Raw genomic sequence first — 25075 nt, 5'->3', positions numbered from 1 at the left:
AGACGGTCATGCAGACCGATCACGAGCACGGGGCGGCTCCCGCGCCGCCGCCGCGCGGACGGCGCGGCCGGCGTACGGTCCTGGTGGCCTCGGCTCTTGTCGTCGTGGCGGCGGTCGCCGTGGTCGGTGCGCTGGGCCTCGGCGGAGGCGGCGCGGAGAACGGCTCCTCCGCCCCGCCCCGCTCCGGCTCCACCGTCCCGGTCACCCGGGCAACACTGACCGAACGCACCACGGTGGACGGCCAGTTGGGCTACGGCACCGAGATACCGCTGCCGGTCAAGTCGACGGGCACCGTGACCTGGCTGCCCACGGAGGGCAGCACGGTGGAGCGCGGCGGCACTCTGCTGCGCGTCGACGACCGGCCGGTGGTGCTGCTGTACGGGACGCTGCCGATGTACCGGGACCTGGGCCTGACCACGGGCACCCGGCAGGGCACCCGGCAGGACGCCGGGACCAAAGGGGACGCCCAGGGCACGGATGACCAGGGCCCCACGGGCGACGCCTCCCAGGCCCCGGCTCCCTCCGGATCGCCGACGCCGGGGGGCGCCGGGGCCGGAAGGACAGGGGGCACGCTGCGCGGGATGGACGTCCTGCAGTTCGAGAGCAATCTCGCCGCTCTCGGCTACACCGGTTTCACCGTCGACGAGGAGTTCACCGACCTCACCGCCCGCGCGGTCAAGCGCTGGCAGAGATCCCTCGGGCTTCCCCAGACCGGCACGGTCGGCGTCGGGGACGTCGTCTACTCCGTCGGCAAGGTGCGGATCGGCCACGCGGGTGTCCGGCTCGGCTCGGCGGTCACCGAGGACGTCCTCACGTACACCGGTACGTCTCGGAAGGTCGTCGTCAACGCCTCGGCGGCGGAGGACTCCTGGGCCGTGCGCGGCGCCGCCGTCGCGATCGACCTGCCCGACGGGAAATCGGTGAAGGGCGAGGTGGCCTCGGTGGGGAAGAGGGCGACCGACCCCGAGGAGGGAGGCGGGGAGGGCGGCGCCGGGGCACCGACGGTTCCGGTGACCATCACCATCGACGACCAGAAATCCGTGGGAAGGCTGGAGAGCGCGCCGGTCACCGTCGAGTACGTGGGGCGGGAACGGGCGGACGTCCTCACCGTCCCGGTCGCCGCGCTGGTCGCCCTTGCCGAGGGCGGCCACGGCCTGGAGACCGCGGACGGCCGGTTCGTCGCGGTGAAGACCGGGCTCTTCGCGGACGGCCGGGTGGAAGTGAGCGGGAGCGCGGTTCGCGAGGGCATGAAGGTGAGGATCCCCGAGTGAGCGGAGCGTCGGCGGTCGTGGAGTTCGACGGGGTCTCCAAGACGTACCCCGGTGGTGTGGCGGCGGTACGGGACGTGAGCCTGAGCGTCGGGCGTGGCGAACTCGTCGCGGTCGTCGGCCCGTCGGGCTCGGGCAAGTCCAGCATGCTGAATCTCATGGGCAGCCTCGACCGGCCCTCCGCCGGGCGGGTGCTGGTCGACGGCCACGACGTGGCGGAGCTGACCGACCGTGAGGTGTCGGCTCTGCGGGCCACCCGGATCGGCTTCGTCTTCCAGCAGTTCCATCTGGCGGTAGGGGTTCCGGTCCTGGACTCCGTGGCCGACGGGCTGCTGTACGCCGGGGTACCGCCACGCCGCCGCCGGGCCAGGGCGGCGGTGGCGCTGGAACGGGTCGGCCTCAGCCACCGCGTCCACCACCTCCCGCACCAGCTGTCCGGCGGCGAGCGCCAGCGGGTGGCGGTGGCCCGGGCGGTGATCGGCGAACCGGCGGTCCTGCTGGCGGACGAGCCGACCGGCAACCTGGACTCCGCTTCCGGGGAGGCCGTACTCGGTCTGCTGCGCGAGCTGCACGCCGCCGGGACCACGGTCGTGATCATCACCCACGACCGGGAGATCGCGGCCGGGCTGCCCCGCCGTATCGAGATGCGCGACGGCCGCGTGGTGGCGGACACCACGACCACGGACGCGCCGAGCGAGGCGGTCCGATGACCGACGGTACGACGAACGGCCTCCCCATGGACGACGCCCCACCCACCCTGCCGTCCGGCCCCCGCAGGAACGCCGGACGTCGCCGCGGGCGCGCGAGCGGTGCCGTCGGTGGCACGGGCGGCGGGCTGCGGGCCGCCCGCCTCGGTCCCCAGGACATCGTGCGACTCGGCGGGACCGGGCTGCGGACTCGTCCCCTGCGGGTCTTCCTCTCCGCGCTCGGGATCGCGATCGGCGTCGCCGCCATGATCGCGGTGGTCGGAATCTCCGGCTCCGGCCGGTCGGAGGTGGACCGCCGACTCGACGCGCTCGGCACCAACCTGCTGCGGGTCGCCCCCGGCGACACGCTCGACGGCACCGAGGCCAAGCTGCCCCACGAGGCCGTCGCGATGATCGGCCGCATCCCGCCCGTGCAGCAGGTCGCCGCCACGGGCGCAACCGCCGCACACATCTACCGCAATGAGCACATCGCCATCGGCCGCACCGGCTCCCTCGAGGTCCTCGCGGCCGACAGGGACCTGCTGCCGGCAGTCGGCGGCCACGTCCGCCGGGGCCGCTGGCTGGACTCCGCGACCGAGGAGTACCCGGCGGTCGTGCTCGGCTCCACGGCAGCGGGGCGGCTCGACGTGTACACGCCGGGGACCCGTGTCTGGCTCGGCGGCCGCTGGTTCTCCCTCGTCGGCGTCCTCGATCCGGTACCGCTCGCGCCGGAACTCGACAGCGCGGCGCTGGTCGGCTGGCCGGCGGCGCGGACGTACCTGCGCTTCGACGGCCATCCGTCGACGGTCTATGTCCGCGCCGAGGACAGCCAGGTCGCGGAGGTACGGGCCGTGCTGCCGGCCACGGCGTACCCGGAGAAACCGGGCCAGGTCCGCATCTCCCGGCCCTCCGACGCGCTCGCCGCCCGCGAGGCCACCGAGTCGGCGCTGACCGGGCTGCTGCTCGGCCTCGGTGGCGTGGCCCTGCTCGTCGGGGGCGTGGGGGTCGGCAACACGATGGTCATCTCGGTCCTGGAGCGGCGCCCGGAGATCGGCCTGCGCCGGGCGCTGGGGGCGACCCGCGGCCAGATCAGGACCCAGTTCGTGACGGAGTCGCTGCTGCTGTCGCTCATCGGCGGGCTCGGAGGGACGGTGCTGGGGACCGTGATCACGGCGGCCTACGCCCTCAGCCGCGACTGGCCGACGGTCGTCCCGGTGTGGGCGAGTGCGGCGGGGATCGGCTGCACCCTCGTCATCGGCATGATCGCCGGACTGTATCCGGCGGTACGGGCGAGCCGGCTGTCACCGACGGAGGCCCTGTCCGGATCCTGAGCGGCCCGCCCGTCGTACGGGTCAGGGGCGGCCTCGACGAGACCGCCCCTGACGCACTATCACCCGGCCTGCTCAGCACTCCCGCGGGAGTGCCGGCGGGGTTCTAGAAGCCGCAGTAGACGAGGCTGCCGCCGTCGCTCAGCAGGTCGTCGCGGACCCAGCCGGACCTACCGGTCGTGTCGTTCCGGAGGTACGTCCAGGTCTCATCGGTGCTGCCGATGCGCGTGTAGCAGTGGTAGTCGAGGCGGTGGGTGTTGTAGGCGATGCCGTTGCTGGCGCAGCTGGTGCTCGATCCGCTTCTCTGGTTGGCGCCGTTGGCCGTCCTGTTCCAGGCGCTGCTGTCCATGTCGGAGGCGGTCCTGCCGCAGGACGCGGCCGCGGAGGCCGGGGTGGAGAGGGCGAGCGGGACGGCCATGGCCACCGCCGCAAGGGCAGGTACGACAGCCGCGAGTCGACGCTTCATTTCTGTACCCCCATGAATCCTTTTTCTGCTGGCACTGCTTCCCCGGGCACCGCTTGGCACCTGAGCAAAACAGCCACCACTGCATCAAACGGTGAGCAAGTGGCGTCAGTACAATCGCAGTCACAAAAATCCTGAAGAAATAATTCCGCCCACATCTGTCCAGATCCTGTCGACGGGGGACCGAAAATGTCACGAGCGAAAATGCGCCGCTCTCACGTCTTTTTGGCCCAAGGCGCCCTCTTGACGAGCATCCGACGCCCGCGCCTCACACCTCCCGGTGGTGGCACGCGATGAGCTTCAGGCTCCGGGTACTCGGCCTGCTGATGCTGGTCGCGATGACCGCCACCGCCGCCACCGCCTGGCTGACCCTGCGTCAGGCGAACCGCCAGGTCCAGGAGAGTGTCACCGCGGGACGGCAGGAGGTCTCCCGGATCACCGGCGAGCTCCGCGCGTACGGGGTCGCGCACGGCACCTGGGAGGGCCTCTCACCGACGGTGAGCCGCCTGGCCAAGGACACCGGCCAGCGCATCCGGGTCGCCACCGAGAACGACGTCCTGCTCGCCGATTCCGACGTGCTCCAGGGCCGTGCCCCCCGCCCGGTGAGCAGCCAGCCGCCGGTGCTGGTCGACCCGCGTCCCCTCCTGCGGATCCCTGCGGGACAGATACCGCGGACCTCGATGAAGCTGACGGCGACCGCGATCGCCCAGTACCGCGCCGAAACGGCGTACGCGGCCTGTCTGACCCGGGCGGGGGCCGAGGTGACGGCCCGGCCGGACGACACCGGCGTGCCGCGGATCCGCGCAGAGCGCCCGCCGAAACAGTGCAAGGAGCCGACAGGCGAACCGGACCCGCGGACTTCGCAGGACCTCGTGGCGATCAGGACCTGCGAGCCCGAGCAGCGGTTCCTCACCTGCCTGCAGCGGGTGTTCAACGAGCGCGTGGGCTCCGCCGCCCCGCCACGCCTGGAGATCCGTCTCGGCGTCCGGGACGAGTCCCCGCCCACCCTGGCCGCAACACCCACCGTGGCCGTCGCCGGGGGCGTCGCCCTCGCCGCCGTGGTCGGCGCCCTGCTCCTGAGCCGGGCCGTGCTGCGCCCCGTCCGTGCCATGACCCTGGCCGCCGGGGGGCTGGGCGAGGGAGACCTGGGGCGGCGGGTCCCCGTCTCCGGCCGGGACGAGATCGCCCAACTCGGCCGTGCCTTCAACCGGATGGCGGACTCCATACAGGCCGGCGAGGAACGCCAGCGCCGCCTCACCGGTGACATCGCCCACGAGCTGCGCACCCCGCTGGCCAATCTGCGCGGCTATCTGGAGGCCCTGCGGGACGGGATCGTCGAACCGACCCCCGAGCTGCTCGATTCCCTCCACGAGGAGGCACTGCTGCAGCAGCGGATCGTGGACGACCTACAGGATCTCGCGCTGGCCGAGGCCGGTGCACTCACCTACCACCGCGCGCGCGTCGACCTGCGCGAGCTCCTCGAAGCCGCCGGCACGGCCCATCGCGCCCAGGCCGACGCGGCGGGTGTCACGCTGAGGCTGGAGGCGCCACAACCTGTGTACGTCATCGCCGACGCCGACCGACTGCGCCAGGTCGTCGGCAATCTGGTCGGCAACGCCCTGAGGGCCACGGCACCGGGCGGCACGGTGACACTCGCCCTGGTCCGGAGCGGCGATCTTGCGCTCATTCAGGTGCGGGACACCGGCAAGGGCATACCCGCCGAGGACCTGCCACATCTCTTCAACCGCTTCTGGCGGGCGGACGCGGCACGGGGCCGCGCCACCGGAGGGAGTGGCCTGGGGCTGTCCATCGCCCGCCAGATCGTGACCGATCACCAGGGGACGATCGACGTGGAGAGCGCCGTCGGCGTGGGCACGACCTTCACTGTCGCGCTCTCCACGGGCCGGCCGCCGGCCGCCGGCCGCCGCTGACTGATCGCCCCCGGTCAGGATCCCGGGAGCGCTTGGGTGGGGGCTGAGCTGTCCAGCAGGCGGTACCCCCGGCCGTACACGGTCTCCAGATGGCGTGGCCGGGCCGGGTCGTCCCCCAGTTTCCGGCGCAGGTTGCGCACATGGGCGTCCACCGTGCGCTCGAGTACATCGCTGTCGAAGCCGAAGGCGTACTCGATGATCTGGGCCCGGGTGAACACCCGCCCCGGCTTGCGGGCCAGAGTCTCCAGGATCGAGAACTCCTTGGAGGTCAGCGCCACCGGACGGCCCGCCACCCGGACCTCGAAGCGGGCGGTGTCCAGTTCGACCGTGCCGACCCGCAGCACCTCGCTCCCGGCCGCGCCGCCTTTCCTGGAGCGCCGCAGCAGCGCCCGTACCCGGGCGGTGAGTTCGCGGGGACTGTAGGGCTTGGTGAGGTAGTCGTCGGCCCCCAGATCGAGGCCGAGAAGCATGTCCTCCTCGGTGCTGCGGGCAGTCAGCAGCAGAATCGGTACCTCGGAGGCTTCCGCCCGCAGAATGCGGCATACGTCGAGGCCGTCGACGAGCGGCAGCATCACATCGAGAACGATGAGATCCAGCCCCGTCGAACGCGCCCGTTCCAGCGCTGCCCTGCCGTCGGCCACGACCTGCACCGCGTTGCCTTCCCGTTCCAGATAAATCCGGATGAGACGAGATTGTTTTTCGTCGTCTTCGGCGATCAGGATGCGCGCGCTCAACGATTCTCCTCAGTGAGGCCCTGCACGATTCCAGCACCGTTGATATCAACGCGCCGCCGGAATTCCCACCTCCGGGAAATCCCAGGCCGACCGCACTCGCTGCACAGTACCGCGAGCGGACCATCCTTCGGCGTGGGCGGCATCCGTTGTGGTGATCACTTGATCACCGGCGGCCGGGAGTAGCTCCCCGGGTCCCCGGGAGGCTGTTCCCGGACAGCCGGGCGGGCGGAAGCCACGGCAGATGGAGCCGAATCGATCAGAGCGGCCAGGTGCGCTCGATGCGGTCGCGTCGTACCGCGTAGGCAGCAGGACCGCCCCTGCTCACTGCCCGGTGGATCGCCTCACGGTGGGCGTCAAGCCGTTCGACCGGCTCTTGATCCGGCCGTCTTTCGAAAGCGGCACCCACGACTGGTCGAGACCGTGCGCGATCCACTCCTCATCGGCGACGTCCTGTCCGTCCTCGGGGGAAGACGTCACCGATGCGGTGAACGATCCAGCCGCACGCCCGCAACCCCTCCGCGACACGACGTCCGAGATTGCGGTCGAGGAAGAACTCAGGCGGCAAGGCGCACCACTGCCCGGCACAGCTCGTGAACCTGCTCGGGCGTCATGTCGAAGTCGTACGCGATGTCCTCGACGCTCTCCCCGGCCTCCCAAAGGTCGATGATGGCCTTGACCGCGACACGGTTCGCGGCCACGACGGGCGTCCCGTGTCCGAACCTCGGGTCGATCACGACGGGTACGGAGTCCGGGTACTGCCTCAGCCGCAGGCTGGAGGGGAAGTCGTCGTCGGGTTCCCAGTTCAGGTAGCGGAGATAGTCGGAGACCACCTCGTGGATGGGCGCCTGACCGTCTCGGGCCCTGCGGAGATCGCCGAGGCCATGCTCGACGAAGATGTCCACGCCGTCCGTCGCGATCCGCTTCGACACGAGGCCGTACGGCGTGGCGAAGGCGTCCCGTACGGCGGCGGCGGCTTCCCTGATCTCACTCATCCGGAGCCCGAGGGAGCGCAGCGAACGGAGGACGTGAGCCTCGGCGACCGCGATGAACGGCACCGAGGGCTGGCCCTTGCGCAGCGGCTCGACCTGATGAACCAGGGGGGCCCCTGCAGCCCTGCCCCTCAGCCACGAATGGAGCGTCGACTGCGGAATCTCCAGGTAGGAGGCCGTTTCGGTGGGAGTCAGAAGTCCGTCTCTGAACCTGTCGACCATGCCCCACCTCCTCCCACCGTGATGCCCGGTACCGCGTTTCGCATCGTCGCACATCAAGCCTGCCACCCAGGGGCGGACGGCACACCAGCCCACCCGCTCAGCCCGCCGCACGCAGACATTCCCCGGCGAGACGGTCCCGGCAGCTCCGGCAGTGTCCGGGCCCCGGGGCGCGGAAGGCACGCTCGCAGCCGTCGCAGGTCTGGAAGGGCAGGACAGCCGGGCGCTCGACGCTCGGCGGGAGCGGTGCAGGGGATGGCAACGGCAGCGGGGTCTCCCGGAGGCGGAAGGCAAGGACGCTTGCCGGGCGAGCCCGGAAGCGGTCGGGGAGCCGTACGGTCAGCAGCTCCGTGATCTCCCGCGGCCCGACACCGGCCCCGAGCCACTCGGCGACGGCCGGTGCCAGTCGGGCGGCCTCGTGGGCGGAGAGGACGAGGCGGGGGTCGACCCGGCGCAGGGCGGTCAGTACGGCGACCGCCTCGGGGTCGGCGTCGGCGAGTGCGGGTGCCGGGCTGCCGAGCTCCTCAGGAGCGGGAGCGGACGCCGCTTCCCGTCGGGTTTCCGGGACGGTGGGCCGCTTCCGTGGCCGGGGCTTCGGCGGCTCGGGCGGGTCGTCAGGGCCTTCGCCGCGCGGTACGTCGTAGAAGTACGTCCGGGTACGCACCTGCCCGATGGGTGTCCGTTCGCGGCGGCGCTCCAGGTATCCGGCCGATTCGAGTTCCCTGAGCGCTCGCGAGATGAGGATCTCGCCCTCGCTGAAGTGCTCGCACAGGGCGGTGATGGTGACGGGGGAGCCGTCGGGCAGGGAGGCGATGTACGCCGCGACGCCGATCGTGACCGCGCTGCCGCGTCGCTGGGCGAGGGCGTTGGAGATCACCGTGAAGTCGGCGGTGAGGCGGGTGCGTACGTGGATCACGCCGGTAGTCGGAGCTCCGGCGTCGGCGCGCAGGCGCGCGTTAGACTGCGGGTCAGCCATCGGGAAGGGCTCTACTTCCTGATCGGTCAGGCCCTCGTTCGGGATTGCCGTCCCGGCCGGGGGCCGTATCTGTTTGCGGTTGTCGCGGCGAACGTAACGGCCCGTTAGCCGCACCTGCAAGCCGGTCACTCGGACGGGTGACGCCCGCCTTCCGGCGCCGGGAGGGTGGGTGGGCGGGTAGTTCTTTCCCCCGTTTCTTTCTGGAGGTCAGTGGCCTACCGGACCCTCGCGGACAAGGGGCCCGGTGCGTCCGCAAGCCGCCTCAGCGACGGTGGCGCGCGTCCTTCAACTCGCCTATGAAGGCGGCCCAAGCAGCGGCTTCGAAGCACAGCGCCGGACCTGCCGGGGCCTTGCTGTCACGGACCGGGACGACGGCCCCTCGGAACCCCTCGGCCACCTCCACGCAGTCGCCGCCCGCCTGATTGCTGTAACTGCTCTTGCGCCAGGCGGCGTCGTTCAGATCGGGACGGGACATTCGAGCCACGGTAGTCGCCCTCCATCGTGGACCGGATCATGTCGAGTGACGTGACCGGGGGCAGGGCTGCCGCCCGCAGCCGATCGTAAATCACCTTGTAGCGACCGACATTGGCCGGTTCCTCGATGAGTTGGCCATAGTCCGCGCCCTCGGTGTAGGCCATCTCTGAGCCGTCCGGCAGGTGCAGGATCGTCAGCGAACCGCCCATTGCCTCGTGTCCGCCCTGGTCGAACGGCAGTACCTGTACGGTGATGTACCGCTCCACCGCAGCGTCGAGCAGACGCGCCAACTGCTTCCGCATCACGGCCTGGCCACCGATCGGACGCCTCAGTACTGCCTCGTCCAGGACCACCCACAGCTCTGGCCGTTCGGGCGAACTCAGCCGATCCTGCCGTCCCATACGGGCTGCGACGCGCTCCTCCAACTGCTCTTCACCGTCCAACAGGGCGTCCAGGCTGAGTACCGCCCGCGCGTAGTCCTCCGTCTGCAACAAACCGGGCACCACGTGAGCCGCATACTGCCGGACGGCCACCGCCCGCTCCGCGTACTGCATGAACTTCCGCGACCAGTCCGGAAACGCCTCCCGGTACACGTACGGCCACAACTCGACCAAGAGATCGTCAGCACCGAGTGCCGCGTCCAGCGCACGCGCCAGTTCCAGCGTCGGCTTCGCTCCGGACGCGCGCTCGATCTGCGTGATGCGCGTGCTCACCACATGCGTCCGCTCGCCCAGCTCGGCCTGGGTCAGCCCCGCCGCTGTCCGGAGCCTGCGCACCCGCGCACCGAACAGCGCGGCCATCGACGCACTGGGGTCAATTCCGTTGGCCAAGGCATCACTTCCGTTCCTTACGGCCTCACAAGTAAGGCTGCGCCCCCTGTCGAGCGTAGGGCGATCGGCCGATCCTTGAGTACGGAACGTGATGACTCGCGTGCGCAGCGGAGCGCCTCGAGCCGACGGAAAGGGACGGACAGGCCGTGCTGACAGAAACCGCCACCCCGGGAGACATGCCGCAGCGTGAACTCCGGTCGCTCACGGTGCAGTGCCCCTCCTCCCCGCGTGGTGCGCGGCTCGCCCGGCGTCACGCCGTCCGGTGGATGGGGGAACGGGGCCACCCGCCGGCGTCGGACGTCTCCTGCGCGGTCGCCCTCGTCGTCGGCGAACTCGCCGCGAACGCCGTACAGCACGGTCGGGTTCCCGGCCGGGAATTCGGTCTGCGGCTGGTCCTGGACCTGGCCGCGGGCATGCTGCGTGTCGAGGTCGCCGACGCCGCCTCCACGAAGCGGCTGCCTACGGCCGCGCCCTCGTCGTCTCCCGATGGTGAGTGCGGGCGGGGGCTGCTCCTGGTGGACGTCCTGGCCGAGCGCTGGGGGTCGACGCCTCGCAGCCCGGTGGGCAAGACGGTATGGGCGGAGCTGCGTCTTGGGAGCTGATCTGCCCGCTCGGCGAGGAGGGGAGGTGGCGGAGCCCGAAAAATGGCGTACGGCGCGTGCAGCGCGTACCCGTTCGTACGCACCGACGCGCCGCAAAAGCCCGGGCGGGAGGGCCTACTCGTCGTCCTCGGGCTTCTCCGCCTCGTTGATCTCCTCCTCGAGACCGAGCTGCTCGATGAGCCACTTGTCGAACTCGATCGCGGCGCGCACCCAGCTGACCGTCGAGGAGACGAAGTGCTCCAGGCTGACGCCCATGCCGATCAGCATCTGGGCCTCGCCGATCAGCCGGACCGTGCCGTCGTCGTGGGTGTGGCTGTAGACCTTGGGCCACAGCGTCCGGCGGTTCCAGTCGTCGATCGACTCCAGGATCTGCGGCTTGGCCTCGATCTCGTGGGGCCGGTCGTAGAACGTCCGCACGGAGAAGACCTGCTGGTCTCCCTCTCCACGGAACATGAAGTAGGTGCGGAACTGCTCCCACGGCGCCGCGAGGTCTCCCTCGTCGTCGACGACGTACTTGAGCTCCATCTGGTCGAGGAGCTGCTTCACGAGGTCCTGATCCGGGACGACGGGGCCGGCCGGACCGCCGGGCTGCGGCTCGGGCTGGCCCCCGAAGTTCGGAATCGAGGACGGGTCGATGGTCACCGTGAATTTCCCTTCGTACGGATTCCGCCATCCTCCCCCATGCGGGGAGGGGGGTGGCAAGCCCCGACAGACCCTGTCAGCCCTCGGCTGACACGATCCGGTCAACGGCAACCTCCGGGTACCCACAACCGTCCTGCTGAGCAGCGGACGGAGGGGGCGGTGCACATGCGGGCAGCGGACAGGGGTCATACCCGGTGGGGGATCGTCCTCCCGTTCCTGGCACTGCCGGTCGTGGGCCTGGGCCTTCTGATCGTCGGCTTGTTCCTGTGGGCCGACTCGGACGACGACGGCACCCGGGCGGGCGCGGCGGCGGTTCCCTGCCCGGAGGCCCTGGCCTTCGGCGCCGCAGAGCGCCCCGCGAACGCCCACGCCCACGACTGCGCCGTGCAGCGGGGCATCGACACGTCGTACTCGGCAGTGCTGCGGATGCCGCGCGAGGACGTCCGCGACTGGCTGGGCGAGACGTACCCGGACGCCCCGGAGCCCCGCACGGGCGGCGGCTCCTGCGGGGCGCTCTGCCTCGACGTGACCCACGAGAACGGCCTGCCCGGCGCGGCGGAGGCACACGTGGTGCAGGTGCGGGTGGAGTACGTGAACGCCGAGACGGCGCTGGTGCGCTTCTCGGCGTTCACGATGTGACGTCCTACAGCGTCTTGCCCGTGGCCGGGCCCACCAGCAGCCCGTCCTCGAAGCGGTCCACCCGGACCGTGTCGCCGTCCTTGACCTCCCCGGACAGGATCTCCTTGGCGAGCCGGTCGCCGATGGCGGACTGGACGAGGCGCCGCAGCGGCCGGGCGCCGTACGCCGGGTCCATACCCTCCTCGGCGAGCCAGGCCAGGGCCTCGGGCGTGATGTCCAGGGTGAGCCGCCGCTCGGCGAGCCGCTTGGCCAGGCGCTCCAGCTGGAGCTTCGCGATGCGCTCCAGCTCGGGCTTGGTCAGCGCGGCGAAGACGACCAGGTCGTCCAGGCGGTTGAGGAACTCCGGCTTGAAGGAGGTCCGCACCACCTCCAGGACCTGCTCCTTCTTCTCCTGCTCGCTGGTCACCGGGTCGACCAGGTACTGGCTGCCGAGGTTCGACGTCAGCACCAGGATGGTGTTGCGGAAGTCGACCGTACGACCCTGGCCGTCCGTCAGCCGCCCGTCGTCCAGCACCTGGAGCAGGATGTCGAAGACCTCGGGGTGCGCCTTCTCCACCTCGTCCAGCAGGACGACGGAGTACGGCCGCCTGCGCACGGCCTCGGTGAGCTGGCCGCCCTCCTCGTAGCCGACGTATCCGGGCGGGGCGCCGACCAGCCGGGCCACGCTGTGCTTCTCGCTGTACTCCGACATGTCGATGCGCACCATGGCCCGCTCGTCGTCGAAGAGGAAGTCGGCGAGGGCCTTGGCGAGTTCGGTCTTGCCCACGCCGGTCGGGCCGAGGAAGAGGAAGGAGCCGGTGGGCCGGTCCGGGTCGGAGATCCCGGCCCGTGAGCGGCGTACGGCGTCCGACACCGCCCGTACGGCCTCGGTCTGGCCGATGAGCCGCTTGCCGATCTCGTCCTCCATGCGCAGCAGCTTCTGCGTCTCCCCTTCCAGCAGACGCCCGGCGGGGATGCCGGTCCAGGAGGCGACGACGTCGGCGATGTCGTCGGCGCCGACCTCCTCCTTGACCATGGTGTCCTTGGCGACCTCCTCCTCGGCCTCGGAGGCGGCCTCCAGCTCCTTCTCCAGGGCGGGGATCTCGCCGTAGAGGAGCTTGGAGGCGGTGTCGAAGTCGCCGTCGCGCTGGGCGCGTTCGGCCTGGCCGCGGATCTCGTCGAGGCGTTCCTTCAGCTCACCGACGCGGTTGAGGGACTGCTTCTCCTTCTCCCAGCGGGCGGTGAGGCCGCGCAGCTCCTCCTCCTTGTCGGCGAGGTCGCGGCGCAGCTTCTCCAGGCGCTCGCGGGAGGCCGCGTCGGTCTCCTTGCCGATCGCCAGCTCCTCCATCTTGAGCCGGTCGACGGCACGCTGGAGTTCGTCGATCTCGACGGGCGAGGAGTCGATCTCCATGCGCAGCCGGGAGGCGGCCTCGTCGACGAGGTCGATGGCCTTGTCGGGCAGGAAGCGGGAGGTGATGTACCGGTCGGAGAGCGACGCGGCGGCGACCAGCGCGCTGTCGGCGATCTGCACCTTGTGGTGGGCCTCGTAGCGTCCCTTGAGCCCGCGCAGGATCGCGATGGAGTCCTCGACGGTCGGTTCGGCGACCAGCACCTGCTGGAAGCGCCGCTCCAGGGCGGGGTCCTTCTCGATCCGCTCGCGGTACTCGTCGAGCGTGGTGGCACCGACCATGCGCAGCTCGCCGCGGGCCAGCATGGGCTTCAGCATGTTCCCGGCGTCCATGGCGGAGTCGCCGCCGGCACCGGCCCCGACGACGGTGTGCAGCTCGTCGATGAAGGTGATGATCTGCCCGTCGGAGTCCTTGATCTCGGCGAGGACGGTCTTGAGCCGCTCCTCGAACTCGCCCCGGTACTTGGCGCCCGCGACCATGGCCCCGAGATCGAGCGCGACGAGCCGCTTGTCCTTCAGCGACTCGGGCACGTCACCCTTCACGATCCGCTGGGCGAGCCCCTCGACGACGGCGGTCTTGCCGACGCCGGGCTCGCCGATGAGGACGGGGTTGTTCTTGGTCCGGCGGGACAGGACCTGCACGACGCGGCGGATCTCCTGGTCCCGGCCGATGACCGGGTCGAGCTTGCCCTCCCGCGCGGCGGCGGTGAAGTCGGTCCCGAACTTCTCCAGGGCCTTGTACTGCCCCTCGGGGTCGGCCGTGGTCACGCGTCGCTGCCCTCGCGTCTTCTGGAAAGCGGCCTGGAGCTTCTTGGCGTCCGCCCCCTGCTGGGACAGCACCTCGCCGGCCGCGCCGCCCTTCGCGGCGAGGGCGATGAGGAGGTGCTCCGTGGAGAGGTACTCGTCGCCCAGGTCCTTGGCGCGGGCCTGCGCGTCGGCGACGACGGCGAGCATCTCGCGGTTGGGCTGGGGCGGCGCGACGGTCGAGCCGGTCACGCTCGGCAGCCCGGCGAGCACGCGCTCCGTTCCGGCGCGCACGGCGGCCTGGTCGGCGTCGACCGCGGCGAGCAGGTCGGTGATGTTCTCGTTGTCCTGGCCCTGGAGCAGCGCGAGCAGCAGATGGGCGGGGGTGAGGTCGGGGTGTCCCTCGGTCACGGCCCGGTTGCTGGCAGCGTTGATCGCGTCCCGGCTCCGGTTGGTCAGCTCGGCGTCCACGTTCGCGTTCTCCTCCTTGCACTGACCCGAACGGCTTGCACAAAGTTGAGTCTAGTGCACTCAAGGGCGGTTCCGGGAGGGCCGGAGGGTCTAAGTTCCGGGCCATGGCGACCAAGTACTCCGTGGACCCGGGCGCTCCGGACCCGTCGTATCTCAGCTTCTGGCGGGAGCGGCACCTGTGCACCCTGACGACTCCCCGCCCGGACGGCACTCCGCACCTGGTACCCGTCGGGGTCACATACGATCCCGAGGCCCGTCTCGCTCGGGTGATCACCAACCGGGCGAGCGCCAAGGTGCGGTACGTGCGGGCGGCCGGGGACCAAGGGGCGGCCGTCGCCGTCTGCCAGCTGGAGGGCCGCCGCTGGGCGACGCTGGAGGGCCGGGCCTTCGTCCACGACGAACCGGACCGGGTGGCCGAGGCGGAACGGCGCTACGCGGAGCGCTACGGCAGGACGCCGTCGCCGAACCCGGCGCGCGTGGTGATCGAGATCCACCTGACACGGGCGATGGGGCGAGGTTGAGCGAAGTGAAAATCCACACCGGTGATCGACTGGATCCAGCCACCACCGGATCGGGTCGATACGCGGAAATGTCCCCGAAAACTGCAGCGGCGTCACCGTGTTCAGGTCACGGTGACGCCGCTGCGGGGGGAAGCACCTGAGCGATCTGTTACGACGGGGGAATCGCGTCAGGCACTGCGGGGGGTGGCAGAGATGGTCCTCGGGGCAGGGGAGTCGGCCTCCACCTGCTGGTGGTCCCGTTGGTCCAGGTTCACAAAGATCATTCCGTACCGTACGGCACATCGCACTGGCTGCGGCGCCCCCCGAGGCCGCCGCAGACACCGGTACGCCCGTACGTCCTCGTCCTCGTCCCGCGTGACGACCACCGGCTCGCCGAACACGGTCACCATCAACGAGTCACCGCTGTGGGGGATGGCGGTGACCAGGTCGATGAAGTGCCAGCCGGAGCGGTAGGCGGTGGCCATTTCACGACGGAATGAGCGGTCGTCGGGTGGAGTGGTCACGGTCAGCTCCCGGATCCGGCTGCCCCGGAGCTCGGCCAGCTGCTGTTCTCCGCTCCGTGAGTGCCGTTCACGGCGACGGACGGCCAGCTGCTGTTCGCCCGAACATCGTCCTTCACATCGGAGAAGCCACTCAGCGCACCGAGGGCTACAACGGCGGAGAAGGCGGCGACAAGCACCGAGCGAAGCATTCTGTTACGCATAGTCGGCTTCGTCCTCACTTGAAGGTCCCCTTTTCCCCCGTCGCATACGACGATGGCTCATTCGGGCACGTCATGGCCACACAATCGATGCATCATGTTCCTGCATGTTCAGGACCCTGGGGGGTGGAGATTTGGCATCAAATCGGACTAAGGAGACACATCCCCATGCGATGACCGAGTGGTGCGACGAGGGCGGCCGTCTGTACGCCACCGCACTGCGCGCCGGACGCATCGCACGCGAGGACGTGGAGCCCGCTCCGTGCCTGATGGAGTTCGCCCTGCTCCACCCCGACCCGGACGACCCGAGCTGGCTGCGGCCGGTGCCCCCCGCGGTCGCCCTGTCCCGGCAGCTCAACCCGCTGGAGCAGGAGATAGCCGACCGCCGGCGCATGGCGACCGGCCTGGCCGAGACCTTCGAGCCGTTCATGGCCCTGGGTACCCAGCTGGCCGCGACCAGTGACGCCATCACTGTGCTGGAAGGCGGCGAACGAATCAACGCCGCGCTCAACATGGCCACTTTGCAGTGCCAGGCGGAGATGCTCACCGTCCAGCCCACCGACCGGATGTCCGAGCGCAGCCTCCTGCGCGGCTTGGAGCGGGACCGGCCGCTGATCGAACGTGGTGTGCGCATCCGCACCCTGTACCAGCACACCGCCCGTTACAACCCCGAGCAGCTGGCCTACGCCGCCCAGCTCTCCAACGGCAAGGCGGAGTACCGCACGATCGACGAACTCGTCGAGCGCCTGATCATCTGCGACGAGTCCGTCGCCTTCATCCCGGCCCGTGACGATCAGCAAGTGGCCCTGGAACTGCGCCACCCCGGTCTGGTCCGCTACCTCATCAAGCTCTTCGAGTACCTGTGGGACCGGTCGGTCCCGCTCAGCACGGGCACGCCGTACGAGACCGCCCGCGACGGCATCACGGAGATCCAGTACTCCATAGCCAAGCTTCTGGTCGAGGGGCACGTCGACGAAGCCATCGCCCGGCGCCTCGGCATGAACGTGCGCACCTGCCGGGCCCACATCGCCAAGCTCGCGTCCGCCCTGGGCAGTGGCAGCCGTGCCCAACTGGGCTATCTCATCGCCCAGTCCGGCATCCTGAAGCAGGACCAGGAAGGAGACGCCGGTTGACCTCGCGGACGCACCGACGCCGTCATCGCCGACCGCCTCGGCATGAGCCGGGCAGTCAGAGCAGGGCGCGAATCGGGTTCCTCACCGGGACGGCGAACGGACGCTCGGGGTTTCTTGACCAGGAGCGCTGAGGGGCGTGGTCGAGTGCTGCGGTCCGTCCAGGCCCGCCTGGGCGATGCGTACGCCGAGTTGCGTACGGCTGGCCGCCCCCAGCGTCTCCGAGAGGCGCGCGATGTGCGCCCGGCACGTCCGGACGCTTATGCCCAGCCGTTCCGCGATGACGGCGTCCTGGTGCCCCTCCGCCAACAGCGCGGCGATGGACTGCTCCCGGTGGGAGATGCCCTCGATGCCCGTGTCGGGGAGCGGGGCCTCGAGCGGGATGGCGAGGCGCCAGAGCCGGTCGAAGACCGTGACGAGGTATTCGACGATCGCCGGATGCCGTAGCTCCAGGGCCATCGTGCGGTCGGTGTTGGCCGGGATGAACGCCACCGTCCGGTCGAAGAGGATCAGCCGGTCGATCACCTCGTCCAGCGTCCGCGCCTCCACCGCGTCGCCCATCAGCTCGAGGTAGTTCAGCAGACCCTGCCCGTGCCGGGCGACATGCGTGTACAGGTCCCTCATCCGCACGCCCCGGCCGCGCAGCGCCAGCGCCCGGTGCAAGCCCTCGGAGAGCTCCGCCTCGCGGCGGATGCCGCCCGGCTGGACCGTGAGCACCTCCGCCGTGCACGCCTGGGTCGCCTCGTCCATCGCGGCCTGGATCCGGGCGAGTCCGTCCAGGACCCGGATCGCCGGGCCCTCCGCCCCCGAGGCGGCCGGCCGCACCTGGCGGCCCAGCCCGGCGTACCACTCGACGGCCGCGACGGCAGAACCCACCCGCCGCTGGCTCGCACTGACCTCGTCGTGCATCCCGCGCAGCAGCCGGGTCATCACCTCCTGCGGAGAGGTCGGCACCAGCCAGTCCATGTCGTCGGGGTCCGGGTGCAGCAGGGCGAGTTCCAGCAGGCAGGGCACCGGCTCCGCGTCCCGGCGCGACACCCGGCCGCGCCGTACGGCCCGGGAGTACACGCGATCCCCGGTCTCGCACAGTCGGTCGGCACCGTGTGGATGCTCATCCGCCCCGTGCCCGGCCATCGCCCATCCCACCCCCGGTTTCGCCGTCTTTCCGCAGCGCAACTATGCGCGGACCGGACGTGCTCCGCAACACGGCTCGACAGCAACCGGACGCCTCGCCGACCCGGTTGATCCCTGTATGCGCAGCCGTGATGCGACCGGGGACGGTCAGTCGTGCCGGGCGGGACGGGAGCCGTCGGGGGCGGCGGCGCGCCACCCCGCCGCGAGGAGGCCGCGGCCGATCGTGCCGGGGGCGTACCGCCTTGCCCCCCTGCCCGTACGGGCGCTTCACATAGCTGGTCTCCGCCTCGCACGCCCGCCGCTCGACCCGCTCTCTGGCGGACCGCTCGCCGGTCGCGTGCACCAGCACGTCGGTCAACGCGCCGAACACTCTCCGAGCGTGCGCGGCAGGCGGTCGATGGGGAACTCCCGCCGGAGGGAGCCTGCCCGGACACGGGGGCCGGTGCCGCGGACGCCAGGACCGGGCCCCGCGGCAGTTTCCGCCGCGCGGCTACTTCAGGCCGATGGCCCGGCACGCCGCCTTGTACTCGGCCGTGCAGATGTCCGACAGCTTGTAGACGTCGTCCGCGACCACCGTGTCCTTGATGTTCTCCTTGGTGAGCGCGACCACGGGCACGAGCTGTGCCGGGATGGCCTTGTCCGTGGGGCTGTCGACCTTGTCGCGGGTGAGGGCGGCGAACTGGATGTCGCGGCCCTGGACCTTGGCGACCGCCATCTCCGCGGCGTTCTCCGCCTCCTGCGGGTAGGACTTGTACACGCTCATGTACTGCTCGCCGCTGATGATCCGCTGCACGGCCTGGAGCTCCGCGTCCTGCCCGGTGATCGGCGGCATTTCGGTCACGCCCGCGGCCTTCAGCGCCTTGACGATGCCGCCCGCCATGCCGTCGTTTGCGGAGTACACCGCCGCGATGTTGTCCTTGCCGATCTTCTGGATCGCGTCGCTCATGTTGGCCTGCGCGTTCTCCGGCTTCCAGTCCTTGGTGTCGAAGGACTCGGCAATCGTCACCTTGCCGTTCAGCTCGGACATCGCCCCGGCCTTGAACTGCTTGGCGTTCGGGTCCGTCGACGAGCCGTTCATCATGACGATCTTGTCGGAGAGGCTCGCGTTCTCGCCGATGGCCTCCAGCAGGGAGCGGCCCTGGACCTCGCCGACCAGCTCGTTGTCGAAGGAGATGTACGCGTCGATCGGGCCCTCGGCCAGCCGGTCGTAGGCGATGACCGGGATGCCGGCCTCCTTCGCCTTCTTCACGCCGCTCGCGATGGCCTGCGAGTCGACGGCGTCCAGCAGGATCACGTCGACCCGGTCGTCGATCATCTGCTGCATCTGGCTCGCCTGCTTGTCCGCGCTCGCCTCGGCGTTGGCGTACTCGACGCGGCCCTTGTCGTTGGTGAGCGACTCGACCTTGCGCTTGATGATGGGGTAGTCGAAGTTCTCGTACCGCGTGTTCGCCTTCTCCGGCAGCAGCAGACCGACGGTGATGTCGTTGCCCTTCGCCGGGCTCGCGTCGTCACTGCTCCCGGTCGCGTTGAGCACGCCGCAGCCGGCGAGCGTGACGGACATCGTGGCGGCGGCCACGGATATGGAGATACGACGACGCATGCGGGGGCTCACTTCGCGTGTGATTCGGACGTGGGCACAGCTTTGTGGCCCATGTGTCTGAAAAGCCAACGCGGACGCGCCGCCAGCGTCAAGCGGAACCACTTAACGAGATGGCAACACCACGCTCCGCAGCAGATGTGAAGACTCTGCGGAATCATCTCCAAGTGCCGTGCACCTGCCGGTCATCCATAGGAGACGCGGAGAAACCGGCCCAAGGCAGACGAAAAGGGCCGGGAGTCAACTCCCGGCCCTTTCGCGTGCGTCACGCGTCAGTCGGACTGCTGCTGCCGCTTCGGCCGCCACACCACCAGCGCGCTGGTCTGCTGCACCTCCTGGTACGGCACCAGGTCGCGGCGGTACGACGCGTGCACCGCCGCCTCGCGCTGCCGCATGGCCGCCGCCGCGCCGTCGAGCGCGTCCTCCAGCTCTGCCACGCGGGACTGGAGCGCTGCGACCTGGTTCTCCAGTTCGATGATGCGCTTGATACCGGCCAGGTTGATGCCCTCGTCCTGCGACAACTGCTGGACGGTGCGCAGCAGTTCGATGTCACGGGCCGAGTACCGGCGGCCACGGCCCGCGGTGCGGTCCGGGGACACCAGGCCCAGGCGGTCGTACTGGCGCAGGGTCTGGGGGTGCAGGCCGGACAGCTGGGCCGCCACCGAGATGACGTAGACCGGGGTCTCCTCGGTCAGTTCATACGGATTGCGCCGACGACCGTCCATCTGACTCATGCTCCCTTCGCGGCCTGGAACAGATCCGCCCGCGGGTCCTCATCCGCGGTCACCTCGCGATACGCCTCGAGTGCGTCACGAGCCTTCCCCGTCAGGTCCTTCGGAACACTCACCTCGACGGTGACCAGGAGGTCGCCGCGGGTGCCGTCCTTGCGGACCGCGCCCTTGCCCCGGGCGCGCATGGTGCGCCCGTTGGGCGTGCCCGGCGGCAGCTTCAGCGTGACCGGCGGGCCGCCCAGGGTGGGCACCCGCACCTCGCCGCCGAGGGCCGCCTCGGTGAAGGTCACCGGGACGGTGACCGTGAGGTTGTCCTCCTTGCGGCCGAACACCGGGTGGGAGTCGACGTGCACGACGACGTACAGGTCGCCCGCCGGGCCGCCGCGCTCGCCCGGTGCTCCCTTGCCGCGCAGCCGGATCCGCTGGCCGTCGCTGACGCCCGCGGGGATGCGCACCTGCATGGTCCGCGAGGACTTGGCCCGGCCGCTGCCCTTGCAGACGTCGCAGGCGTTCTCCGCGATCAGACCGCGGCCCTTGCAGTCCGGGCAGGGGTCGGTGAGGGAGAAGCCGCCGCCGCTGCCCCGGGCGACCTGCCCGGTGCCGACGCAGGTCGGGCACACGCGCGGTGTGCCGTTCTTGTCGCCGGTGCCCGAACAGGCCTTGCAGGGGGACTGCGACGACATCCGCAGCGGGACGGTCGCGCCCTCGATCGCCTCGGTGAAGCTGAGCGTGACCTCGGACTCGATGTCCTGGCCGCGCCGGGGGTGCGTGCGCGTCCCCGGGCCGCCCGCGCCGCCGCGGTTGAACAGGCCCCCGAAGACGTCACCGAGTCCGCCGCCGAAGCCGCCGGCTCCCTGACCGCCGCCCTGGCCGCCGCCTCCGAAGAGGTCGCCCAGGTCGAAGTTGAAGGAGCCGCCGCCCGCGCCGGGCCCCGGGCGGAAGCCGCCGTTGCCGAAGAGGGCGCGCGCGTCGTCGTACTCCTTGCGCTTCTTGGGGTCGCCGAGGATGTCGTTGGCCTCGGAGATCTCCTTGAAGCGCTCCTCCGCCTTGACGTTGCCCTTGTTGGCGTCCGGGTGGAACTCGCGGGCGAGCTTCCGGTACGCCTTCTTGATCTCGGCCTCGGTGGCGTCCTTGGGGACGCCGAGGACCTTGTAGTAGTCCTTCTCGATGAAGTCCTTGGTGCTCATCCTCGACGCCCCTCCTTCCCTTCGTGGTCTATGCCGTCAGCCCTCGTCCGGGCCACCGCTCTCCTTGTCGTCGGCGTCGGCGGACTCGTCCGCCTTGACCGTCTGTGCCCCCGGCTGGGGTTCGGCGACCGCCACCCGCGCGGGGCGGATGGTGCGCTCGCCGATCCGGTACCCGGGCTGCAGGATCGCCACGCAGGTCGTCTCGGTGACGTCCGGCGCGTAGCTGTGCATCAGGGCTTCGTGGATCGTCGGGTCGAAGGGCTCGCCCTCCTTGCCGAACTGCTGCAACCCCATCTTCGCCGCGGTGCTCTCCAGCGACTCGGCGACGGACTTGAAGCCGCCGACCAGTTCGCCGTGTTCACGCGCGCGGCCGATGTCGTCGAGCACGGGCAGGAGCTCGGTCAGGAGGTTCGCGATGGCGATCTCCTTGACCGCGATCCGGTCACGCTCGACCCGGCGGCGGTAGTTCTGGAACTCGGCCTGGAGGCGCTGGAGGTCCGCCGTGCGCTCGCTGAGCGCCGTGCGGGCCTGGTCCAGCTGGGCCACCAGAGCCACGTCCTGGCCCGTGTCCCCGGCCGGGGCCGCCCCCTCCTCCGCGGAGGGGGAGGCGGCCTTCGGCTCGGCGTCGTCGGAGGTGGCGCCGGAAGGGACGTCGGGCTGCTGCGACTGCTGCTCGTCGAAGCCCGGGGTCTCCTCCGTCACGCGGCACCGTCCTTCCGCTCGTCGTCCACGATCTCGGCGTCGACGACGTCGTCGTCGGCGGCCTTGGCGCCACCGGCCGCGGCGCCCGCGTCACCGGCGGGGCCACCGGCGGCCTGGGCCGCATTGGCGTCGGCGTACATGGCCTGGCCGAGCTTCTGGGAGACGGCCGCGACCTTCTCCGTGGCCGTGCGGATCTCGGTGGAGTCCTCGCCCTTGAGCTTCTCCTTCAGCTCGGCGACGGCTTCCTCGACCTCGGTCTTGATCTCGCCCGGGACCTTGTCCTCGTTGTCCTTGAGGAACTTCTCGGTCTGGTAGACGAGCTGCTCGCCCTGGTTGCGGGACTCGGCGGCCTCGCGGCGCTTGTGGTCCTCCTCCGCGTACTGCTCGGCCTCCTGGCGCATGCGGTCGACCTCGTCCTTCGGCAGCGAGGAGCCGCCGGTGACGGTCATCTTCTGCTCCTTGCCCGTGCCCAGGTCCTTGGCGGTCACGTGCATGATGCCGTTGGCGTCGATGTCGAAGGACACCTCGATCTGCGGGACGCCGCGGGGCGCCGGCGGCAGACCGGTCAGCTCGAACATCCCGAGCTTCTTGTTGTACGCCGCGATCTCGCGCTCGCCCTGGTAGACCTGGATCTGCACGGAGGGCTGGTTGTCCTCGGCGGTGGTGAAGATCTCGGACCGCTTGGTCGGGATCGTCGTGTTCCGCTCGATGAGCTTGGTCATGATGCCGCCCTTGGTCTCGATACCGAGGGACAGCGGGGTGACGTCGAGGAGCAGGACGTCCTTGACCTCGCCCTTGAGGACACCGGCCTGGAGGGCGGCGCCGATGGCGACGACCTCGTCCGGGTTGACGCCCTTGTTGGCGTCCTTGCCGCCGGTCAGCTCCTTGACGAGCTCGGCGACGGCGGGCATACGGGTCGAGCCGCCGACGAGGACGACGTGGTCGATCTCGCTGATGGAGATGCCGGCGTCCTTGATGACGTTGTGGAACGGCGTCTTGCAGCGCTCCAGGAGGTCCGCGGTCAGCTGCTGGAACTGGGCGCGGGTGAGCTTCTCGTCGAGGTGCAGGGGACCCTCGGCGGAGGCGGTGATGTAGGGCAGGTTGATCGAGGTCTCGGTGGACGAGGACAGCTCGATCTTCGCCTTCTCGGCGGCCTCGCGCAGACGCTGCAGGGCCATCTTGTCCTTGCCCAGGTCCACGCCGTGGCCGGACTGGAACTGCTGGACCAGGTAGTCGACGACGCGCTGGTCCCAGTCGTCACCACCGAGGTGGTTGTCACCGTTGGTGGCCTTCACCTCGACGACACCGTCGCCGATCTCCAGCAGCGAGACGTCGAACGTACCGCCACCGAGGTCGAAGACCAGGATGGTCTGGTCGTCCTTGTCGAGGCCGTACGCCAGGGCGGCCGCGGTGGGCTCGTTGACGATGCGCAGCACGTTCAGACCGGCGATCTCGCCGGCCTCCTTCGTGGCCTGACGCTCGGAGTCGTTGAAGTACGCCGGGACGGTGATGACCGCGTCGGTCACCTTCTCGCCCAGGTAGGACTCGGCGTCCCGCTTGAGCTTCTGGAGCACGAAGGCGCTGATCTGCTGCGGGTTGAAGGGCTTCCCGTCGAGCTCGATCTTCCAGTCGGTGCCCATGTGACGCTTGACGGAGCGGATGGTCCGGTCCACGTTCGTGACCGCCTGGCGCTTGGCCACCTCTCCGACGAGCACCTCACCGTTCTTGGCGAAGGCGACGACGGACGGCGTGGTCCTGGCGCCCTCGGCGTTGGTGATGACGGTGGGCTCGCCGCCCTCCAGAACGCTGACGACGGAGTTAGTCGTGCCCAGGTCGATGCCGACCGCACGTGCCATGGTTGATTCCTCCAGCTGACTTGAGTGGAACGGACTCAAGTGTGCACGACGGCCCCCAACCGGTCAACAGAGCTGAGTCGAGCAGGCTCAACTCTTATCCGTTCCTTACACGCAATGGCGCTGTGACCTGCGGCGATACGCTGCGTCGAGGTTCGTACACAGGCACCCGGGAGAGGGCGATCGCGACGACGAGCGCCCCTGCCACCACCCACCACAGGGCGCCGGCCCCGATCCGGCCGGCGTGCGCGAGTACCCCGACGAGCGTCCCGGACAACGCCCCGGTCCCCAGCAGCAGAGTCGCCCCCGGCGCGGTCAGCCCGAGCCGCCGCAGCCGGTGCGCGAGGTGATCGGGCCCGCTGCGGAACACAGCCCGTCCGCTCAGCCGCCGCGTCCCCAGCACGAGTACGGCGTCGGCACCCACCACGGCGGTCAGCGCGAACAGCACCCCCGCGCTCTCCCCGATCCCGAACCCGGCCCGCGCGTACACGGCTCCCACGGCGATCACGAACCCCGCGGACATGGATCCGCAACTCCCCAGCGCCACGCGCGCGGGATGCCAGTTGTGCAGCAGGAACCCGGTCAGGGCGGCGGCCAGCACGCTCATCAGCCCCGCGATCCCGTCCATCACCTCGACGGCCGCGCAGGCCGCCACCCCGAAGGCCGCCACGACCCCGGCCGTACCCGCCAGCCCGTCCACGTGATCGAGCCCCCGCAGCCCGAACACCACCGCCACGACCCACCCGACGGCCAGCAGACCGGTCCCGACCCCCGTCTCCCCGTACGGCACGACACACGCGGCCGCCACGCCCGTACCGGCGACCAGCACCCGTCGCCGCAGCCGCCACACGTCGTCGACGAGCCCGAGCAGGGCGACGGCGCCCGCGGCGACGAGCACCCCCCGCGTCCCGTCAGCGGGCGGCGCGACCCCCCACCACTCCCCGGCCCCGACGACCAGCCCCGTGACGAGCACGACGGCCACACCCCCGGACAGCGGCACCTCCCGCTGCCGCCGCCGCTCGATCAGCCGCAGCCACCGGGCGGGGGCCCGCAGGGCGGCCGCGAGCAGGGCGGTGAGGAGGAGGGCGGTGGCGGCGGCGGTGATCCCGTAGAGCACGGATATAAGGTAGGCGGGAT

General features: G+C 70.5%; 26 protein-coding genes. 8 read left to right on the top strand and 18 right to left on the bottom strand.

Annotated features, from left to right (window positions below; translation table 11 throughout):
• Window positions 1-8: 8 nt before the first annotated feature.
• Genes ACIRDU_RS14115 through ACIRDU_RS14105 form a run of 3 tightly spaced genes read left to right on the top strand, consistent with a single transcriptional unit; the run spans window position 9 to window position 3285 of the window.
• Complete coding sequence (locus ACIRDU_RS14115) at window positions 9-1271, top strand: peptidoglycan-binding protein (protein WP_403578460.1); 1263 nt, start codon at window positions 9-11, stop codon at window positions 1269-1271.
• Entirely contained in the window at window positions 1268-1978 is a 711-nt protein-coding gene (locus tag ACIRDU_RS14110) for an ABC transporter ATP-binding protein (protein ID WP_403578457.1), read from the top strand. Before ACIRDU_RS14115 ends, ACIRDU_RS14110 begins: the two co-directional genes overlap by 4 nt.
• The gene (locus tag ACIRDU_RS14105) at window positions 1975-3285 is read left to right on the top strand and encodes an ABC transporter permease (protein ID WP_403578454.1); all 1311 of its coding nucleotides are present in this window, start codon (window positions 1975-1977) and stop codon (window positions 3283-3285) included. Before ACIRDU_RS14110 ends, ACIRDU_RS14105 begins: the two co-directional genes overlap by 4 nt.
• A 103-nt stretch (window positions 3286-3388) precedes the next feature.
• Here the strand turns inward: ACIRDU_RS14105 and ACIRDU_RS14100 are convergent, their stop codons facing one another.
• Window positions 3389-3748 carry an SH3 domain-containing protein gene (locus ACIRDU_RS14100; RefSeq protein WP_403578451.1) on the bottom strand — a complete coding sequence of 120 codons (360 nt, stop codon included), beginning with the start codon at window positions 3746-3748 and terminating at the stop codon, window positions 3389-3391.
• A gap of 290 nt (window positions 3749-4038) precedes the next feature.
• On the opposite strand from ACIRDU_RS14100, the gene ACIRDU_RS14095 reads away from it, so the two are divergent.
• Window positions 4039-5676, top strand: coding sequence for a sensor histidine kinase (locus ACIRDU_RS14095; RefSeq protein ID WP_403578449.1), 1638 nt, complete (start codon window positions 4039-4041; stop codon window positions 5674-5676).
• Between the two features lie 14 nt (window positions 5677-5690).
• On the opposite strand, the gene ACIRDU_RS14090 is transcribed toward ACIRDU_RS14095, so the two are convergent.
• The 7 genes from ACIRDU_RS14090 to ACIRDU_RS14060 form a co-directional block, all read right to left on the bottom strand.
• Window positions 5691-6410: a response regulator transcription factor gene (locus ACIRDU_RS14090; RefSeq protein ID WP_403578446.1), complete on the bottom strand. Its 720-nt coding sequence runs from the start codon at window positions 6408-6410 to the stop codon at window positions 5691-5693.
• Window positions 6411-6731: 321 nt separating this feature from the next.
• Entirely contained in the window at window positions 6732-6887 is a 156-nt protein-coding gene (locus ACIRDU_RS14085; protein ID WP_403578443.1) for a hypothetical protein, read from the bottom strand.
• The gene (locus ACIRDU_RS14080) at window positions 6847-6975 is read right to left on the bottom strand and encodes a hypothetical protein (RefSeq protein WP_403578440.1); all 129 of its coding nucleotides are present in this window, start codon (window positions 6973-6975) and stop codon (window positions 6847-6849) included. Before ACIRDU_RS14080 ends, ACIRDU_RS14085 begins: the two co-directional genes overlap by 41 nt.
• Complete coding sequence (locus tag ACIRDU_RS14075; protein ID WP_403578439.1) at window positions 6965-7621, bottom strand: DUF433 domain-containing protein; 657 nt, start codon at window positions 7619-7621, stop codon at window positions 6965-6967. Before ACIRDU_RS14075 ends, ACIRDU_RS14080 begins: the two co-directional genes overlap by 11 nt.
• A gap of 97 nt (window positions 7622-7718) precedes the next feature.
• On the bottom strand, window positions 7719-8594 hold the full coding sequence (locus ACIRDU_RS14070; RefSeq protein WP_403578436.1) for a hypothetical protein: 876 nt from the start codon (window positions 8592-8594) through the stop codon (window positions 7719-7721).
• A gap of 262 nt (window positions 8595-8856) precedes the next feature.
• Window positions 8857-8991, bottom strand: coding sequence for a DUF397 domain-containing protein (locus tag ACIRDU_RS14065; protein ID WP_403578434.1), 135 nt, complete (start codon window positions 8989-8991; stop codon window positions 8857-8859).
• Complete coding sequence (locus ACIRDU_RS14060; protein ID WP_403578431.1) at window positions 8951-9868, bottom strand: Scr1 family TA system antitoxin-like transcriptional regulator; 918 nt, start codon at window positions 9866-9868, stop codon at window positions 8951-8953. Before ACIRDU_RS14060 ends, ACIRDU_RS14065 begins: the two co-directional genes overlap by 41 nt.
• A gap of 176 nt (window positions 9869-10044) precedes the next feature.
• On the opposite strand from ACIRDU_RS14060, the gene ACIRDU_RS14055 reads away from it, so the two are divergent.
• Window positions 10045-10500: an ATP-binding protein gene (locus ACIRDU_RS14055; RefSeq protein WP_403578429.1), complete on the top strand. Its 456-nt coding sequence runs from the start codon at window positions 10045-10047 to the stop codon at window positions 10498-10500.
• Window positions 10501-10614: 114 nt separating this feature from the next.
• Here ACIRDU_RS14055 and ACIRDU_RS14050 read toward each other — a convergent pair whose 3' ends face one another.
• Window positions 10615-11142, bottom strand: coding sequence for a YbjN domain-containing protein (locus ACIRDU_RS14050; protein WP_033310117.1), 528 nt, complete (start codon window positions 11140-11142; stop codon window positions 10615-10617).
• 165 nt (window positions 11143-11307) lie between these two features.
• On the opposite strand from ACIRDU_RS14050, the gene ACIRDU_RS14045 reads away from it, so the two are divergent.
• Window positions 11308-11781, top strand: a complete 474-nt coding sequence (locus ACIRDU_RS14045) for a hypothetical protein (protein ID WP_403578426.1) — start codon at window positions 11308-11310, stop codon at window positions 11779-11781.
• 4 nt (window positions 11782-11785) lie between these two features.
• Here ACIRDU_RS14045 and clpB read toward each other — a convergent pair whose 3' ends face one another.
• Complete coding sequence (clpB, locus tag ACIRDU_RS14040) at window positions 11786-14383, bottom strand: ATP-dependent chaperone ClpB (protein WP_403578423.1); 2598 nt, start codon at window positions 14381-14383, stop codon at window positions 11786-11788.
• A 104-nt stretch (window positions 14384-14487) separates the two neighbouring features.
• Between clpB and ACIRDU_RS14035 the strand changes: the two genes are divergently transcribed.
• The gene (locus tag ACIRDU_RS14035; protein ID WP_062928194.1) at window positions 14488-14904 is read left to right on the top strand and encodes a pyridoxamine 5'-phosphate oxidase family protein; all 417 of its coding nucleotides are present in this window, start codon (window positions 14488-14490) and stop codon (window positions 14902-14904) included.
• 167 nt (window positions 14905-15071) lie between these two features.
• Here the strand turns inward: ACIRDU_RS14035 and ACIRDU_RS14030 are convergent, their stop codons facing one another.
• Window positions 15072-15407, bottom strand: coding sequence for a hypothetical protein (locus ACIRDU_RS14030; RefSeq protein ID WP_031142435.1), 336 nt, complete (start codon window positions 15405-15407; stop codon window positions 15072-15074).
• A gap of 370 nt (window positions 15408-15777) precedes the next feature.
• Between ACIRDU_RS14030 and ACIRDU_RS14025 the strand changes: the two genes are divergently transcribed.
• On the top strand, window positions 15778-16737 hold the full coding sequence (locus ACIRDU_RS14025; RefSeq protein ID WP_403578419.1) for a helix-turn-helix transcriptional regulator: 960 nt from the start codon (window positions 15778-15780) through the stop codon (window positions 16735-16737).
• An 81-nt stretch (window positions 16738-16818) separates the two neighbouring features.
• Here ACIRDU_RS14025 and ACIRDU_RS14020 read toward each other — a convergent pair whose 3' ends face one another.
• The 7 genes from ACIRDU_RS14020 to ACIRDU_RS13990 form a co-directional block, all read right to left on the bottom strand.
• On the bottom strand, window positions 16819-17868 hold the full coding sequence (locus ACIRDU_RS14020; protein WP_403578416.1) for a LuxR C-terminal-related transcriptional regulator: 1050 nt from the start codon (window positions 17866-17868) through the stop codon (window positions 16819-16821).
• 490 nt (window positions 17869-18358) lie between these two features.
• Window positions 18359-19468 carry a sugar ABC transporter substrate-binding protein gene (locus tag ACIRDU_RS14015; RefSeq protein WP_403578413.1) on the bottom strand — a complete coding sequence of 370 codons (1110 nt, stop codon included), beginning with the start codon at window positions 19466-19468 and terminating at the stop codon, window positions 18359-18361.
• 269 nt (window positions 19469-19737) lie between these two features.
• Window positions 19738-20190: a heat shock protein transcriptional repressor HspR gene (locus tag ACIRDU_RS14010; protein WP_403578411.1), complete on the bottom strand. Its 453-nt coding sequence runs from the start codon at window positions 20188-20190 to the stop codon at window positions 19738-19740.
• A gap of 5 nt (window positions 20191-20195) precedes the next feature.
• A complete protein-coding gene (dnaJ, locus tag ACIRDU_RS14005) occupies window positions 20196-21383 on the bottom strand; it encodes a molecular chaperone DnaJ (protein WP_403578408.1) in 1188 nt (395 codons plus the stop codon).
• Between the two features lie 36 nt (window positions 21384-21419).
• Window positions 21420-22085, bottom strand: a complete 666-nt coding sequence (gene grpE, locus ACIRDU_RS14000) for a nucleotide exchange factor GrpE (protein WP_403578405.1) — start codon at window positions 22083-22085, stop codon at window positions 21420-21422.
• Window positions 22082-23941, bottom strand: coding sequence for a molecular chaperone DnaK (gene dnaK / locus ACIRDU_RS13995; RefSeq protein WP_403578402.1), 1860 nt, complete (start codon window positions 23939-23941; stop codon window positions 22082-22084). Before dnaK ends, grpE begins: the two co-directional genes overlap by 4 nt.
• Before the next feature lie 94 nt (window positions 23942-24035).
• Window positions 24036-25055: an MraY family glycosyltransferase gene (locus ACIRDU_RS13990; RefSeq protein WP_403578399.1), complete on the bottom strand. Its 1020-nt coding sequence runs from the start codon at window positions 25053-25055 to the stop codon at window positions 24036-24038.
• Window positions 25056-25075 lie beyond the last annotated feature (20 nt).

This window comes from Streptomyces sp. NPDC093598 (genome assembly GCF_044764825.1).
GTDB lineage: Bacteria > Actinomycetota > Actinomycetes > Streptomycetales > Streptomycetaceae > Streptomyces.
Note: the sequence above shows the minus strand (reverse complement) of the source record. Positions and strands in the feature narration are given on the sequence as shown.